General features: G+C 65.5%; 19 protein-coding genes. 11 read left to right on the forward strand and 8 right to left on the reverse strand.

Annotated elements, in window-relative coordinates; translation table 11 throughout:
- Nucleotides 1–152: 152 nt before the first annotated feature.
- Nucleotides 153–635 carry a DUF992 domain-containing protein gene (locus tag AB7535_RS00835; protein ID WP_085399306.1) on the reverse strand — a complete coding sequence of 161 codons (483 nt, stop codon included), beginning with the start codon at nt 633–635 and terminating at the stop codon, nt 153–155.
- 172 nt (nt 636–807) lie between these two features.
- Nucleotides 808–2010, reverse strand: coding sequence for a pyridoxal phosphate-dependent aminotransferase (locus AB7535_RS00840; RefSeq protein WP_039157959.1), 1203 nt, complete (start codon nt 2008–2010; stop codon nt 808–810).
- 561 nt (nt 2011–2571) lie between these two features.
- On the opposite strand from AB7535_RS00840, the gene AB7535_RS00845 reads away from it, so the two are divergent.
- The 6 genes from AB7535_RS00845 to AB7535_RS00870 all read left to right on the forward strand — a co-directional run bounded on the left by AB7535_RS00845 (nt 2572) and on the right by AB7535_RS00870 (nt 6472).
- Complete coding sequence (locus tag AB7535_RS00845; protein ID WP_071909583.1) at nt 2572–3222, forward strand: glutathione S-transferase family protein; 651 nt, start codon at nt 2572–2574, stop codon at nt 3220–3222.
- A gap of 152 nt (nt 3223–3374) precedes the next feature.
- Nucleotides 3375–3551, forward strand: a complete 177-nt coding sequence (locus AB7535_RS00850; RefSeq protein ID WP_167768215.1) for a hypothetical protein — start codon at nt 3375–3377, stop codon at nt 3549–3551.
- Nucleotides 3552–3624: 73 nt separating this feature from the next.
- Nucleotides 3625–3783 carry a hypothetical protein gene (locus AB7535_RS00855; RefSeq protein WP_085965621.1) on the forward strand — a complete coding sequence of 53 codons (159 nt, stop codon included), beginning with the start codon at nt 3625–3627 and terminating at the stop codon, nt 3781–3783.
- A gap of 128 nt (nt 3784–3911) precedes the next feature.
- Nucleotides 3912–4724, forward strand: coding sequence for a PAS-domain containing protein (locus tag AB7535_RS00860; protein WP_085399305.1), 813 nt, complete (start codon nt 3912–3914; stop codon nt 4722–4724).
- 87 nt (nt 4725–4811) lie between these two features.
- Complete coding sequence (locus AB7535_RS00865; protein WP_085399304.1) at nt 4812–5267, forward strand: GNAT family N-acetyltransferase; 456 nt, start codon at nt 4812–4814, stop codon at nt 5265–5267.
- A 263-nt stretch (nt 5268–5530) separates the two neighbouring features.
- Nucleotides 5531–6472: an aldo/keto reductase gene (locus AB7535_RS00870; protein ID WP_439037202.1), complete on the forward strand. Its 942-nt coding sequence runs from the start codon at nt 5531–5533 to the stop codon at nt 6470–6472.
- 18 nt (nt 6473–6490) lie between these two features.
- Here AB7535_RS00870 and AB7535_RS00875 read toward each other — a convergent pair whose 3' ends face one another.
- The 3 genes from AB7535_RS00875 to AB7535_RS00885 form a co-directional block, all read right to left on the reverse strand.
- Nucleotides 6491–6814 carry an antibiotic biosynthesis monooxygenase family protein gene (locus AB7535_RS00875; RefSeq protein ID WP_085399303.1) on the reverse strand — a complete coding sequence of 108 codons (324 nt, stop codon included), beginning with the start codon at nt 6812–6814 and terminating at the stop codon, nt 6491–6493.
- Nucleotides 6815–6900: 86 nt separating this feature from the next.
- Nucleotides 6901–8118, reverse strand: coding sequence for a DUF1501 domain-containing protein (locus tag AB7535_RS00880; RefSeq protein WP_167768214.1), 1218 nt, complete (start codon nt 8116–8118; stop codon nt 6901–6903).
- A gap of 2 nt (nt 8119–8120) precedes the next feature.
- Entirely contained in the window at nt 8121–9677 is a 1557-nt protein-coding gene (locus tag AB7535_RS00885) for a DUF1800 domain-containing protein (RefSeq protein ID WP_135216026.1), read from the reverse strand.
- Nucleotides 9678–9791: 114 nt separating this feature from the next.
- On the opposite strand from AB7535_RS00885, the gene AB7535_RS00890 reads away from it, so the two are divergent.
- A complete protein-coding gene (locus AB7535_RS00890) occupies nt 9792–10010 on the forward strand; it encodes a cysteine-rich CWC family protein (RefSeq protein ID WP_085399301.1) in 219 nt (72 codons plus the stop codon).
- 172 nt (nt 10011–10182) lie between these two features.
- On the opposite strand, the gene AB7535_RS00895 is transcribed toward AB7535_RS00890, so the two are convergent.
- The 3 genes from AB7535_RS00895 to AB7535_RS00905 all read right to left on the reverse strand — a co-directional run bounded on the left by AB7535_RS00895 (nt 10183) and on the right by AB7535_RS00905 (nt 12070).
- Nucleotides 10183–10878, reverse strand: a complete 696-nt coding sequence (locus AB7535_RS00895; RefSeq protein WP_439037201.1) for a glutathione S-transferase family protein — start codon at nt 10876–10878, stop codon at nt 10183–10185.
- Between the two features lie 185 nt (nt 10879–11063).
- Complete coding sequence (locus tag AB7535_RS00900) at nt 11064–11294, reverse strand: hypothetical protein (RefSeq protein ID WP_085399300.1); 231 nt, start codon at nt 11292–11294, stop codon at nt 11064–11066.
- Nucleotides 11291–12070, reverse strand: coding sequence for a sulfite exporter TauE/SafE family protein (locus AB7535_RS00905; RefSeq protein WP_085399299.1), 780 nt, complete (start codon nt 12068–12070; stop codon nt 11291–11293). The genes AB7535_RS00900 and AB7535_RS00905 overlap by 4 nt, the downstream gene beginning before the upstream one ends.
- 307 nt (nt 12071–12377) lie before the next feature.
- On the opposite strand from AB7535_RS00905, the gene AB7535_RS00910 reads away from it, so the two are divergent.
- The 4 genes from AB7535_RS00910 to AB7535_RS00925 all read left to right on the forward strand — a co-directional run bounded on the left by AB7535_RS00910 (nt 12378) and on the right by AB7535_RS00925 (nt 14933).
- Nucleotides 12378–13295, forward strand: coding sequence for a LysR substrate-binding domain-containing protein (locus tag AB7535_RS00910; protein WP_063985542.1), 918 nt, complete (start codon nt 12378–12380; stop codon nt 13293–13295).
- Between the two features lie 124 nt (nt 13296–13419).
- The gene (locus tag AB7535_RS00915) at nt 13420–13647 is read left to right on the forward strand and encodes a hypothetical protein (protein ID WP_071909573.1); all 228 of its coding nucleotides are present in this window, start codon (nt 13420–13422) and stop codon (nt 13645–13647) included.
- 54 nt (nt 13648–13701) lie between these two features.
- Entirely contained in the window at nt 13702–13932 is a 231-nt protein-coding gene (locus AB7535_RS00920) for a hypothetical protein (protein ID WP_063985544.1), read from the forward strand.
- A 194-nt stretch (nt 13933–14126) separates the two neighbouring features.
- Nucleotides 14127–14933 (forward strand): HAD family hydrolase, encoded by an 807-nt coding sequence (locus AB7535_RS00925; RefSeq protein WP_135216025.1) that lies wholly within the window; start codon nt 14127–14129, stop codon nt 14931–14933.

Consider the following 14933-nt stretch of genomic DNA (forward strand, 5'->3'; position numbering starts at 1 on the left):
CGCCGCCTCCTTGGTGTGGAGCTCGGCCCATGATTGGGTCGGCAAACGCCGATGCTCTGCCCGTCCCCGAGATTTGGCAAGCATCAAAAATCGCTGCGGTGCGTCGTTGCCGAGATCGCGTCGGACCGACGCGATCTGCACACGCGAAATTGTCAACGACCCGGACGGAGTTCCAGACTCTCGAGGCCGGCGGCGACGTTGAGGCCGACCTGGCCCTGTACGCTGAGCGGCTGGAGCGCGATCGAATTGTTGGAGCCACCGACCAGCGCGTTGCCACCGATACCGACGCCGACTGAGGCGCTGCCCTGCGCGCCGGCATAGTTGCCCGAGAGATCACCGGGGCCGAGCCGATCGACCGGCGCGAACACGCCCCATGCAAGCGTGGTCTCCTGGGTGATGCCGATGTCGAGGCCCACTTTACGGATGGTCGCGACGTAGCGATCCTCCGGCAAACCGTCGGCACGCAGGACGCAGCCGAGATGGGTCACCGATCCCACGATGAAGCCGACGCTGGCGCCGCCGCGGCATTCGAGCACGCCGACCCGGACCATCCGCTGCTGCTGCGCGCTGCTGTTTGCGACGGAGGCAACGAGGCTGGCCGCGGCGAGCCCGGCGAGGATGAACGAACGGCGCATGAATATCTCCGGCGATGAATGTGATGCGAGCAGAGAGAGCGCCCCACCCGTGTTGCGCGATGGTCTATGCCACAACAGCCGTGGTGGTGCCAGATCACGCGTGACGATAAGCGTGCAAACAATAAAAAGGCCCGCCGGAGGCGGGCCTTTTCGATAGGTATTCGCGACAGGCTCAGCGGAGATTACCGCAGAAGCGCTGGATGCGCTTGCAGGCGTCTTCGAGATCCGAGGTCTTGGTCGCGTAGGAGATGCGGAACGCCGGGCCGAGGCCGAAGGCCGAACCCTGCACCACGGCGACGCCTTCGGTCTCCAGCAACTCGGTCACGAAGGTCTCGTCATTGTCGATCACCTTGCCCGACGGTGCGGTCTTGCCGATGGTGCCGGCGCAGGAGGGATAGACGTAGAACGCGCCTTCGGGACGCGGGCACTCGATGCCCTTGGCCTGGTTGAGCATGGAGACCACGAGGTCGCGGCGCTCCTTGAACACCTTGTTGTTGGCGGGGATGAAGTCCTGCGGACCGTTCAGCGCTTCCACCGCGGCCCATTGTGCGATCGACGACGGGTTCGAGGTCGACTGCGACTGGATCGTCGACATCGCCTTGATCAGCTGCGCCGGACCGCCGGCGTAACCGATGCGCCAGCCGGTCATGCAATAGGCCTTCGACACGCCGTTCACGGTGAGCGTGCGGTCGTAGAGTTTCGGCTCGACCTGCGCGACCGTGGTGAACTGGAAGTCGTCATAGACGAGGTGCTCGTACATGTCGTCGGTCATCACCCACACATGCGGATGCCTGACCAGCACGTCGGTGAGCGCCTTCAGCTCGGTCCTGGTGTAGGCCGCGCCGGTCGGGTTCGACGGCGAGCACAGGATCACCCATTTGGTCTTCGGCGTGATCGCGCGCTCGAGCGCCTCGGCCTGCAGCTTGAAGCCGGTCGCGGCGGTGCAGACCACCGGCACCGGCTCGCCGCCGGCGAGCGCCACCATCTCGGGATAGCTGACCCAGTACGGCGCGGGGATGATCACCTCGTCGCCCGGATTGATGGTCGCCATCAGCGCGTTGTACAGCACCTGCTTGCCGCCGGTGCCGACGATGATCTGGTTCGGCTTGTAGGCCACGCCGTTCTCGCGCTGAAACTTGCCGATGATGGCTTCCTTCAGCTCGGGAATGCCGTCGACGGCGGTGTACTTGGTCTTGCCGGCTTCGATGGCATGGATCGCAGCCAGCTTGATGTTGGCGGGCGTGTCGAAGTCGGGCTCGCCGGCGCCGAGGCCGATGACGTTGCGGCCCGCCGCTTTCAGCGCACGTGCTTTATCCGTGACCGCGATGGTCGCGGACGGCTTCACACGGTCGAGCGCAGCGGCAAGGAAGGACATCGTCATCTCCTGACAAGCGTCGTGAACCCTTTGGCCTCACGACTCCGATTGTGGGAATGAGCCACCCTAAAACGTGTGCCGCTGCGCTGCAAGAAACTTCGGTCCGATCTCGAAAAAGTTTACGGATCTGGAGCGTTTCAAGGCGCGATTTCCCGCAATTTTCCGTAACTTTGCCGCCGGAATCCCTCATATCCGGCAAGGCCTGTCCTCGGAGCAATTTTGCGCGTTGCGCGCCGCCATGAAGCTGACGGCAGTCTGACGCTCGACAGGACGCTTGAGACAACCTTTGAGCGATTTGCTTTGAAAGACTTTGGCCGTCAGCGGCCGAGGCGATCACGATCGTTCAACCGTCCCGCACGAACGTGCGGCCGCGCGCTAACGCAAGCGTGATCTGATTTGCAGCGTCGCACGAAAATGATCTTTCGCGGCATTGCGGTGCGGTAGGGTTTTCGAGTTTTTCTATGGCGCGGGTCTTGCGGCGGATTCGCAACGGCATCATTGTTTAGCCGCGGTGCGGGGCAACGAACACCGCGCCTTCCCGTCCTCGGAACGAACTCCAGAATGTACAAGCTCTATTCGATGCAACGCTCCGGCAACAGCTACAAGGTCCGCCTTGCGCTGGCCCTGTTGAGCGTGCCTTACGAAGCAGTCGAGGTGGACATTCTGCGCGGCGAGAGTCGCACGCCCGACTTTCTGACCAAGAACCCGTCGGGACAGGTGCCGCTGCTCGAGGTCGGCGACGACCGCTATCTCGCCGAGTCCAACGCCATCCTCTGGTACGTCGCGGTCGGCACGCCGCTTGCGCCCGAGAACCGCATTGACCGCGCCGAGGCGCTGCAATGGATGTTCTTCGAGCAGCACGCGCTCGAGCCGAACATCGGCGCCGCCTATTTCTGGCTGTCGCTGGTCAAGGGCGGCCGCGATCTCCAGACCCACTCCCTGGAAGACTGGATGGAGCGCGGCTATGGCGCGCTCCAGGTGATGGAGAACCACCTCAAGACCAACGCCTATTTCGCCGCCCGCCAGCTCACGGTCGCCGACATCGCGCTCTACGGCTACACCCACCTCGCCGAGCGCTGCGACTACGACCTCTCGACCTTCCCGGCGATCCGGGACTGGCTGAAGCGCGTGGAAGCTGCACCCGGCTTCGTGGCGATGGACTGGCGGCCCGCCGACGTCGACGACCCCGCCAGTATCGCGGCGGGCGCCTGACGGCGCGCTGGCTCCGGGAATAGCGGGCATAAGGACAGCCTATGCCGCATTCTCGCCATTTTCGACGCTATGGCCGCCCCAATATTGCCGGTTGAAACGGGGAAATTGTTCGAGTCGCGGGTGATTCGCTCGCACGTTGAAGGATTTAGACCATGATTCGGGCGTCCGGCACGGCAGGCTTTCGGGGCCAAACCGCTACCGTTTCGTCTTCCCGGCTGACCAACGCGGTCGTGGCCTCGCTCGCCGTCGCCGCGCTCTCGCTGTGCCTGATCGTCACCCTGACTGTGCTGTCGACCAAGGCGACCATGGCGATGGGTCTGCCGGTCTGATCCCCGTTTCATCCCGGACCCGCCTTCAAGGTGCCACGCGGCCCGCGCCGACCGGCATCGCGACAGGACACCGATGAAATCGCCTGTGGTAGTCGTTGCAATCACCCTGACTGCGGCCATCCTGGTCGCGGCATCGCTGTTGATTTTCACCGGCGTGCGCAAGAGCTCGGGGACGTCGACGCTGAATGCGCCGGCGCAGCAGCAGCGCCTCAGGCACGCGCATTTGGCCTAAAATCATCCGAAAGCTTTACCCTTGCCGGCAAGTGCTCCTTAAGCGCACCGCATGAAATCGCATCGCATGGGCGCAACGATCGGCCAGTGTTGCGGCCTTACCTCGTTCGGGAGGAGCGAGACTGGCCCATGCGGTTCGGATGGCGTGCGATCTCCGGTCCGGCGCTGACAGCGGCAATTGCGCTGCTGGCGATCCTGCTCGATCGCTATATCCATGTTCCCTCGCCTGCGCCCCTGTTCGTCTGCATCGTGGCGCTCGCCGGCTCACTGTCGGGTCTCGCTTCCGCCATGACCAGCGCCGCCGTCGCGGTGATCGGCGCGGCGTTGTTCTTTCTGGCCCATCGGGCCCTGCCGGGCTATGCGGCGGCGGATCTGGTCCGGCTCGGCCTCCTCGCCGTGACGACTGCCGGCACGGCCGCAATCACCGGCCTGATGCGCGAGCGGCTGCTCGGCACATTCGCCGCCGAGCGCCAGAGCCACGCCACCGCCGCGCGGCTGTCGGCCGCGCTCGACCAGGTCGATATCGGCATCGTGCTGCTCGACGCCGAAACGCGTGCCGAATTCATCAACCGCGCATTTCGCGACTATTTTGCGCTGCCGGACGAAGTGGCCGACGGCAAGCCGCCCTTCATTGCGCTGATGTATCACGGTCGCGACACCGGCGCGTTCGAGCTGCCCGAGGATGAGCTCGGCACCTTCATCGCGCAGCGGATGCAAATGGTGCGGATCGGCGATGCCACGCCGATCAACATCGCCTTGCGCAATGGCGAGGTGCTGCGCTTCGTCTGCGCCGTCCTGCCCGATGGCGGGCGCATGCTGGGCTACACGCCCGTGACCGACCTCGTGCGCCACACCGACCCGCCCGCGCGCGCCGAGTACTACCGCTCGCTGCGCGATCCCGCGGGCCGCAGGCTGATGCGGTACTTGCGCGTCGCGGAGTGATGCGACGGCGCGATTGATCGGCAGTGCGATCATCACGTATGAAGGACGCTTCATCGCCTTGCGTCCTCCGAGATCGCGGAAACCCACATGTCGCTCACCATTCGCTCCGTCACGAAACAGGACTACGATCAATGGCTGCCGTTGTGGGATGGCTATAACGCTTTCTACGGCCGCTCCGGCCCGACCGCGCTGGCCCCCGAAATCACGCGGATGACGTGGCAGCGCTTCTTCGATGGCTATGAACCGGTGCATGGGCTGGTCGCCGAGAGCGACGGCAAGCTGCTCGGCATGACGAACTATCTGTTTCACCGCAGCACCACGGCGATCGAACCGTCCTGCTATCTGCAGGACCTGTTCACGCTGGAGGCCTCGCGCGGCAAGGGCGTCGCCTCGGCGCTGATCTACGACGTCTACGAGCGCGCAAAGCTCGCGGGGTCCCCGCGGGTCTACTGGCAGACGCACGAGACCAACGTCACGGCGCAGAGCCTGTACGACAAGGTCGCCGAGCGCTCCGGCTTCATCGTCTATCGCAAGATCTTCTGATCGCGGCAGTCGCGCAGTCCCTGTGGATAACTCTGCCTGTCACCCGCGCGTAACATAGCGGGACTACGTTGCACCTGCGTCTGATCAGGCCCCCCGTCACCGATCAAGCGCCCCAAAGCGGTCCCCGTCAGTCGCCGCGTCTGACAGGGGCCGCATTTTTTTTGGCTTCAGTTCCCGGCAGCATGGCAGCAACGCAAGGCGACGCCTTGCCGCTAGCGGGCAGCGCAGCCACAATGGCCCGCTTTCTCCTGACAGGACCTCCCATGGAAATTCGTAATCTCGGCCCCTCCGGCCTGCGCGTGTCCGCGGTCGGGCTCGGCTGCAACAATTTTGGCCAGCGCATCGACCTGGAGGCCTCGCGCAAGGTGATCCATCGCGCGCTCGATCTCGGCATCACGCTGTTCGACACCGCCGACATCTATTCGGCCATGGGCGGCTCGGAAAACGTGCTCGGCGCCGTGTTGGGCGATCGCCGCAAGGACATCGTGCTGGCGACGAAATACTCGAAGCCGATGGCGGAGGACGGAACCAAGCAGGGCGCTTCGCGCCGCTACATCATGGCGGCCGTGGACGCGAGCCTGAAGCGGCTGAAGACCGATTACATCGATCTCTACCAGCAGCACGATTATGACCCGCTGACGCCGATCGAGGAGAGTCTCCGCGCGCTCGACGATCTCGTCCGCCAGGGCAAGGTCCGCTACATCGGCAATTCGAACTTTCCCGCGTGGCGGATCGCCGAGGCCGAGTACGTCGCGCGCGCGATGAATGTCAGCCGCTTCGTCTCCTGCCAGGACGAATATTCCCTGGTCGTGCGCGACATCGAGAAGGACCTGCTGCCGGCAGCAACGGAATACAAGCTCGGCCTGTTGCCGTTCTTCCCGCTCGCAAGCGGACTTCTGACTGGCAAATACAAAAAGGGTGAGTCCGCACCCGGCGACACCCGCTTTGGCCAAACTCCGCGACTGCGCGACCGCTACGTCACCCCGCGCAACGAGGCGATCGTCGAGAAGCTGCAGGCCTTTGCGCAAGCGCGCGGACACTCGATGCTCGAGCTCGCCTTCTCGTGGCTCGCCGGCCGCCCGCAGGTCTCGAGCGTCATCGCGGGCGCCACCCGCGTCGAGCAGATCGAGCAGAACGTCAAGGCGATCGCGTGGAAGCTCAGCGCCGATGAGATGGCGGAGATCGACAAGATCACGCAGGGCTGATGTTTAAAGCGCGGCGCGTTACTTCGCGCCGCGTCCCACCGTCTGCATCACCTCAAAGCCTTCGAACTGGGGATGGCCGAGATAGAGTGGCTTGTTATCGCCAGCGCGCTGATGCGCCGCGCGAAACGCCTCCGACTTGGTCCAGGCCTCGAACGCGGCGTGGTTCGCCCAGATCGTGTGTGAGGCATAAAGCGTGTGGTCCTCGAGCTCGGGGCCGCGCAGCAAATGGAATTCGACGAAGCCCGGCACCCCGTCGAGAAACGTGTCGCGCGAGAGCCAGACCTGTTCGAAAGCGGTTTCAGAGCCCTTGGTGACGCGGAAGCGGTTCATGGCGATGTACATGGGGGTGATCTCCTGATGCTCGGCTCATCATGTCGTCATTCCGGGACACACCGCAAGGCGCGGGCCCGGAATGACGGTGGCTGTTATTACACCACCAGTCCCTTCATCGGCCGCGCAGCGGCGCTGTCCGGGAACACCGTCTCCGCCAGCACGCGATCGGACAGGCCGAACTGTCCCTGCAGCACGCCCTTGATTACCGAGCGCAAATCCGTGGTCGGCTTGAGGTCGCGGCCTTCGTAGAGGTTGGCGAGCTTGAGGCCGGGCCAGTCGGAGATGACGCGGCCGCCTTTCACTGCGCCGCCGGCGAGCAGCGCGATCGTTCCGGTGCCGTGATCGGTGCCGTCGGTGCCGTTGATGCGCGCGGTGCGGCCGAACTCGGTGGCGACGACGATTGCGGTGTCGCGCCAGCGCTCGCCGAGGCCGCTTTCGAACTCGGCAAGCGCGCCATCGAGGCCGCCGAGCAGGAAGGCCAGACGCCCGACCGGACCGCCTTCATTGGCATGCGTGTCCCAGCCGTCGAAGGCGAGCGCGGCAATGCGAGGGCCGTCGTCGGCCGCCATCAGTTTTGCGGCGCCGCGCGCGACCTGGCGCATCTGCGCGACCTGATTGCCGGGCTTCGGCTTCATGTCGTCGCCACTCGCGGCCTTCTCTAGCTGGAGGCCCTGCGACAGCGCGGAAGCCAGCGCGGGATCGCGGTGGCGATAGAGATCGACCAGCCGCATCGCGGTGTCGTCGTCGGCTTGCGGCAGCGCCACCGGCGCCCAGCCGACGGTCGGCGCATTGCCGCGCAGCACCAGTGGCGTGGTCGGCCCGACCGCGAGCCCGCTCGACACACGCTCGCCGCGCGGCAGCGCTTCGAGCGCGCGATTGAGCCAGCCGGATTGCACGCGGCCGGGGCCGGTATAGCCGCTTTCGAGCACGTCCTGGCCATCGAAATGCGAGCGGTCGCGATAGGGCGTCGCAACAGCATGGATCACCGCGGCATGCATGTCGCGATACATGCGCGCGAATTCCGGCATCGCCGGATGCAGCGCGAAGAAAGGATCGAGCATGATGGCGGGATGCGCGCCGTCGGCGGCAAGCGCGATCGAGCCGTGCAGGCCGGCATAATCGGGGTCACCGAGCGGCGCGACGGTCGAGAGCCCGTCGAGCGCGCCGCGCAGGATCACCACGATCAAGCGCGGATCGCGCCCGCCGGCCGCGCGCGCGAATTTCGGCAAATAAGCCCATGCCGCGAAGGATGCGCCGCCGAGCAGGAGGCCGCGGCGCGAGGTGAGGAGCCGGTTCTCGACGCAGTCGATCATCATCATCTCCTCTGCATTTCCGGCGACATCAGCAGCAGCGCCAATGCCTGTTGGCGCGATTCCGCCCGTTCGATGGTTTTGCGCGTCTCGATGGACGCCGCATCAGCGGCGGCGAATTCGAGCAAGTCGAGCGGATCGATATTGGGCCCAAGCCGCGCGCCCATTTGTGCCGCGATGTCGAGCCGGAGCTTGATGCCTTCGGGTGCGGCCCAGGCCGCGCTGGTATCCGGGAAGCCATTGGGACCGGCCGGCGACCACAGTGGCTGGCCGAGCAGATTGAGATTGTTGAGATAGCCGCCGGGATCCTCCGGCACGCGCGCGAGCAGCCGGCCACTCGCGACCACGAAGTCGTAGGGCGAGCGCATCTTGGTCAGCGGCGCCTTCCACGCTTCGTCGGAATCGACGAGCGCCGTCGCCATCGCCTTGAGATCACCGTCGGTCTTGACGAAGACGTCGCGCAATCGCGCCACGAGGGCCGGCGGCGGATCGTCGGCAACGAAATGGCGGACGAATTTGGTGGCGATGAAATTGGCGGTCGAAGGGTGGCGCGCGATGTCGGCGAGCGCGGCCTCGCCTTGCGCGAGTCCGGTCGGCTCGTAGGTCTTGCCGAGCAACATCTGCGGCCCGGGCTGATGCGCGTTGGCGTTGAACGCGAAGGAGCCGGGCGTGCCGAGCTGCCCCTGCCTTCCGGCAAAGGTCCAGCCGGTGATGATGCGCGCGAGCGAGGTGACGTCGTCCTGTGTGTAGCCGCCGCCGACGCCGAGCGTATGCAGCTCCATGATCTCGCGCGCGAGATTTTCGTTCAGCCCGCGCTTGCGGTTTTGCCCGGCGCGCGAGTCCGGCCCGAGCGATTGCTGGTTGTCGAGGAAGAACAGCATCGCCGGATGCTGCTCGACCGCCCTCAGCATGTCGGCGAAGCGCCCGAGCACATGCGGCCGGATCGCCTCGCGCTCGAACGCGCCGGCCCAGATCCGCGCCAGCTCGCCCTTGCTCGCGGAGATGCAGAAATGGTTGGACCAGAACACCACCAGCCGCTCGGTGAAGCCGCACTCGACCAGCGTCGCGCGCTGCAACCGCGCCAGCGCCTCGGCACGAAAGGTTTTCTGGATCACGTTGAGCGGCTGCGGCGCGGGCTTGGCGGCAGGGGGCGCGGCAGCGTTGGGCTGCATGGCGTCCGGTTTCGCCGCATTGTCGGCGGGCTTGGCCTCCGCCATCTGGCCGGCGATCTCGGTCGCGGCCGCATTGAGCGAGAGATTGCGGCGCAGCCCCGGCTTCGGATCGGCCGGTGCCTGCTGCGCCCCTTCAGCGGGCGCAGCAGCCTTTGCGGCCTCGCGCGCCTGCTTGACCTGGTCCTGATAGGCGAACACGGCCTGGCCCAGCTGCGGTGTCGATTGCAGGCCCGGCGCCTCCAGCAGCACGCCGTTGGGGCGCGCGAGTTCCGCCTTCACGAAGCCGCGCGGATCGGAGGCCGCGTTGATGAGATCGCCGGACGCCCCGCCGCGCGCTCCGAAACCGAAACGGTTGAGCGCGACGAGGGCAGCTTGCGAATCGCGGGCCATCGATGTGTCCTTCGCGCGTTGCCAACCGCTTTCCGAGTCTGAGCGCAGCGCCTAATATACCGTAGCGGGAGATGAACCCGGCATGAAAATGACGGCGAAGCCTTTGGGCAAATCATGACAAATCCGAAAGAATTTCCCTCCGAATTTCCCTTGCCGGAACCGCGCCGCCTCGCCTGCTCCCGTTGCGGCACCGAATTCGGCTGCGATCTCTCGGGCACCTGCTGGTGCGCGGAGGAAACGGCGCGCCTGCCGATGCCGGTCAAGGGCGAGGATTGTTTGTGCCGGGAGTGTCTGAGGAAGGCGGCGGCGGAGGCGGTGAGCGCGGCTCGTTAAGCGTGAGAGGATCGCCACAACCTCGGTGTCGTCCCTGCGGACGCAGGGACCCATAACCACAGGAAGGCGTTTGGCGAAGACTCGTCGTTCGGTATGCGACCATCCGCAACATTCAGATCACGCGGTATGGGTCCCTGCGTTCGCAGGGACGACGGTGTCGAGAGAGCCTGCCTTACACCGCGTGCCCCGGCGACTTCCGCGCCATGCCGTCGAACGCGTCGAGCAGTTTTTCGCGCCACGCATAGACGGGATCATCCACTTCCAGCAGCCTGAACGGGCTCACCACACGCGCCCATTGAAAACCGCCGAACACGATATAGTCGGCATAGTTCGGCGCGCTGCCGCCGAGATAGGCCTGCGTCTTGAACGTCTGCCGCATTACTTCGAGCGACTTGCGGAACGCGACGACGCCGGTCTCGCGGCTCGCCTGGACCTCTTCCAGGGGCTTGCCGAACCGCGCCTCACGCGACTGGCGGAAATAGGCGGCGTCGACCTGGTCGAGGTTTTTCGGGATGTCGGCGACGATCAGCAGAGAGAGGCCGCCGACGATGGCGATGTCGCCCCAGGCATTGAGCATGCGCGCCATGGCGCGGCCGCCCTCGCCGCCGAACAGCGACGGCTGGTCTGGAAAATTGTCTTCGAGATAGTTCGCGATCGCCCAGGAATCGATCACGGGCTTGTCATGATGCAGGAGCACCGGGACCTTCTCCGAGCCGTGCGGCGAAATCGCGCCCTTCTCGGTGAAGCGCCAGGGCAGCGATTCCGCCGACAGCCCCTTGTGCGCCAGCGCCATCCGCGTGCGCCAGCAATATGGGCTGAACGGGCGCGCGGCATCGGTACCGACGAGTTCGAAGAGCTTGAGCGACATGAAAGGCCTTCCCTGCCAGAGCCTCATCCTGAGGAGCGCGGAACGCGCGTCTCGAAGGATGAAGGCCCGATCTCGGCCTCGCCCTTCGAGACGCGCGCAAGATGCGCGCTCCTCAGGGTGAGGGTCTCCCATTCTGGATTGCTTCGCTTGCGCTCGCAATGACGATGTGGCGGCGGAGGTGTGTGTCACCGCCCGTTCGTGCGCAGCAACTTCTCGCCGTCCGTCGTCACCGCGATGATCAGCCCCACGCCTGCAATCGTTTCGCGGGTGACGTAGCCGCGCTCGGCGGCGTCTTCCCAGATCGTGAGACGCGGGCATGAGGTCTTCCAGGTCGCGATCACCTCGGCATAGGCGCGCGGCTCGCGCGCGATCCATTCGACGAAGTCCAGCACCAGCGGGTCGGCCATCTCGCTCATTGCAAACCTCCCTTGTCGAAAGCCGCCAGCACCGGGGTACGAAGCAGGAGCCAGCCGCCATAGGCGATGTAGTAGCAAGCGATGGTGGTGATCAGCTTGTTCGACCAGGCCACGAATTGCTGGTCGGTCATGGCTTCGAGGATGCGCCGCGCCAGCGTGGTGCCGAGCATAGAGGCTGCGATCGCGACGCCGGCGAGCACGGGATCGAGGCTCGCGGCCTGGTCGATGATGCGGCCGAAATAGACGAGCTTGGTGAAATGGCTGACGAGCTGGCACATCGCCTTCGTCGCCACCTTCTCGCGCCGGCCGAAATCGCCGCCGAGGAAGAAGGTGTCGAGCAACGGGCCGGACACGCCGGTCATCAGCATCAAGCCCATGCAGATCGTGCCATAGACGGTGCCCTGCCAGAGACGGTCGGGATCCGGCTTGATGTTCGACGGCAGCAGCCGCGCCATGAACGGGGTGATGCCGAGCAGCAGCAGCGCCATCGGCTTGTCCGGCACATAGCGGGTGAGCGACCAGGCCGCGAGCGCGACGGCAGCGCCGACCATGTAGTTCGCGACCGGCCGCCAGCGGATATGCGCGCGCCACAGGAACGCGCGCCAGCCGTTCGAGGCCATCTGCGTGATCGCATGCAGCACCATCGCGGTCGGCAGCGGCATCAGCGCCAGCAGCACGCCGATCAGGATCAGCCCGCCCGCCATGCCGAACAGCCCCGACAGGAACGCGGTGGTGACCATCAGCAATCCAAGGGCAGCGATCATGATGGGCGTCACGAGAGATTCTCCTGCAAGCACGTAAGGGACGAAGGCTGCATCACTCCCTCGCCCAGCTTGCGGGGAGAGGGTGGGGTGAGGGGGAGTCTCCGCAAGGAAGGTGGCAGAGGGACTCGCGGAGAGTCCCCCTCACCCGGAATTTGCTCTCGCAAACTCCGGCCTCTCCCCGCGTGCGGGGAGAGGCGAAGAACGCGGCGGCGGCCCCGAAACACAACTTGGAATTACTCTCATTCTTGTGCCTCGCTTGCCCCGGCTGCGCAAACTGAGTTATCTTGGCCTTGCATCAGCTTTCCTGAGGGTGGGTCATTTGCGGCGGCTGCTGTTTCTCAACGGCATCAAGGCATTCGAGGCGGCGGCGCGGACCGGCAGTTTTGCGGCGGCCGGGCTCGAGCTCAGCGTGTCGGCGGCGGCCGTCAGCCGCATGGTGCATCTGCTGGAGGAACGTCTTGGCGTCGCGCTGTTCGAGCGCAAGGCCAACAAGCTCGTGCTGACGCAGGCAGGCCGCGCCTATCAAGGCGGGCTGACGCCGATCTTCGACGCGCTGGCAAGCCTCACCGCGCAGGTGACGGCGCCCTCCAGCGTCCGCGTGCTCACCATCGGCGTCGGCCACACCTTTGCGATGCGCTGGCTGATCCCGCGCCTGTCGGAGTTTCGCAGCGAGGAGCCCGACATCGAGGTGCGCTTCACCACCGGTGGTGCCGAGGTCCCATTCGGCGAGGACTGGAGCTGCGGCATCAAGCTCGGCACCGGCGACTGGCCCGGCCTGGTCGCCGAGCCGCTATTCGCCGGCGACCTCACGCCGGTCTGCGTGCCTCGCCTCGCCACCGGCCTGAAGCGGCCCGCCGACCTCAAAGGGCCAGGCCTGATCCGCGTCACGCATTCGCCGGAGGATTGGCCGATCTGGCTCAAGGCGGCGAACCTCACCCGCATCAACGCGCGCGGACCGGAATTCCAGTTCTACGGCCAGGCGCTCCAGGCCGCCGCCGACGGCCTCGGCATCGCCATGGGCATCCGGCCCTATATCGACGACGATCTCGCCGCCGGCCGGCTGGTCGCGCCGTTCGATCTCTCGGTTCCCAAGGGCATGCGCTGGTACCTGCTGTATCGCAGTTTTCAGACCGAGCAGCGCGACTTCGCCGCGTTCCGGCGCTGGATCATGCGGGCGGCCTCGGAGCCCGCCGCACGCCCCGCCAGGCGGATCGGCCGCGCCGCGCCGCGGAACTGACGCCCGTTCCACGAGGCCCTGGGCAAAAAAGCCGGCCGCTTGTGAATGGCTTCACATACTGAACCCGCCAAACGTGGTCCCCTGACCCTTCAACAAGACACTTACGGAACATTTGGGGACTACAATGACGACCATCTACGACGGCTTTGACATCGAATCCTTCGAGGCCGGCAAAGGCCTCTGGCATGCCCGCATCCGCCGCGCCGATCTCAGCCCCCTCGCCATCGACGGCGTGCTGTTTCCGGCCATGGAAGTCGGTTTCGCCTGGCCGGATCAGAACGCGGCGATCGCCGATGCCAAGCACCACATCGACCGCTTCCGCCGGCGGGCCGACGACCACGACGACGAATAAGCGCGGGACTCCAAGCGAACCAAGGGACAGCGCAGCATAAAGGGGGAACCGGTCATGTCAGTCATCGAATTCGAAGACACGCCGCGGCCGAGAATCTATGCCCGCAATGTGCTGTCGAAATGTCCCGAATGCGATGGCGATCTCGCGGTGCTTCGCGTGATCGGCGGCCGCGCCGGGTGCGAGTACTGGACCATGCGCTGCACCGATTGCGGCGGGATCCATCTCGACATCCTCGAGCCGCACCGGGCGAGCAACGACGACGAGGCCCCGCCGCCGGCGGCGTAAGGCGCGACCGGCGATCCGGTCGCACGCTCGCAATCGCAATTCCATCCGGCCCCTGCAACTGCTATGCTGGCGCAGCAACCGCGCGCGCAGGCGAGGCATGACGGATGATCAAGGCTCTGCTGCTCGATCTCGGCGATACACTGATCGACTCCGCCAGTGAAAAACCGTTTCCCGGCGTCGAGGACGCGCTCGGCGTGATCGAGACCTTCGAGACGGCGGACCACGCGCCGCTGGTCGTGTGCCTGGTCTCGGACTACACGATGCCTGAACCGCGGACATCACGGGCGATCGCTGCGACCTTTGCCGAATACCTTGAGTTGCTCGACAGGACCGGCCTGCGGCGCTTCTTCGAACCGGTCGAGGAACGCGTGACGCTGTCGACCCATGCCGGCGCGAGAAAGCCCGATGCCTTGGTGTTCGAGACAGCCTTTAAGCGCGCCGGTGTCGATGGCGGCTTGAATCAGGCGCTGTTCATCACGGAAAATGCCGAGCATATAGCGGCCTGCCGCAAACTTGGGATGAAGACCCTGCGATATGGCACCGATTTCACATCCTGGTCGCAGGCCCCCTTGCTGATCTCGCAGGACATTGGCGCCGCCGGTTTCAAGAACAGCGAAGCGGTGTTCAGACCCGCTTTGGCCGACCGTGGCCTGAAGCTTCAATCCATCGAGGACCTCAGCCCGAACAAGCTCCGCGGCACTGCACGCAATCTGGTGCAGCTGCATTCGCCCGACCTCGGCAGCTTCAACGACGTGCATGTTGAGTTGCCGGTGGAGGTCGCGGCGAGCCTCGATTCGGCCGGTCGCATCACCACGGTGCACTCGACGCCCCGTCCTGACGACGTGGCCGAGGCCATTCTGAATGTGCAGTCGCTCGCGGCCAACAAGCAGATCGCCGACGGTCCGCCCGATCCCGCATCGCCCGTGCTGCCGACCTATCGGGTGGAAACGGATTCTGAGGGGCGGCGCATTCTGCGCCGCCGCCGCTTGACGGCCTTTTGA

The sequence above is a fragment of the Bradyrhizobium sp. 956_D2_N1_4 genome (assembly GCF_052076025.1).
Taxonomy (GTDB): Bacteria; Pseudomonadota; Alphaproteobacteria; order Rhizobiales; family Xanthobacteraceae; genus Bradyrhizobium; species Bradyrhizobium barranii.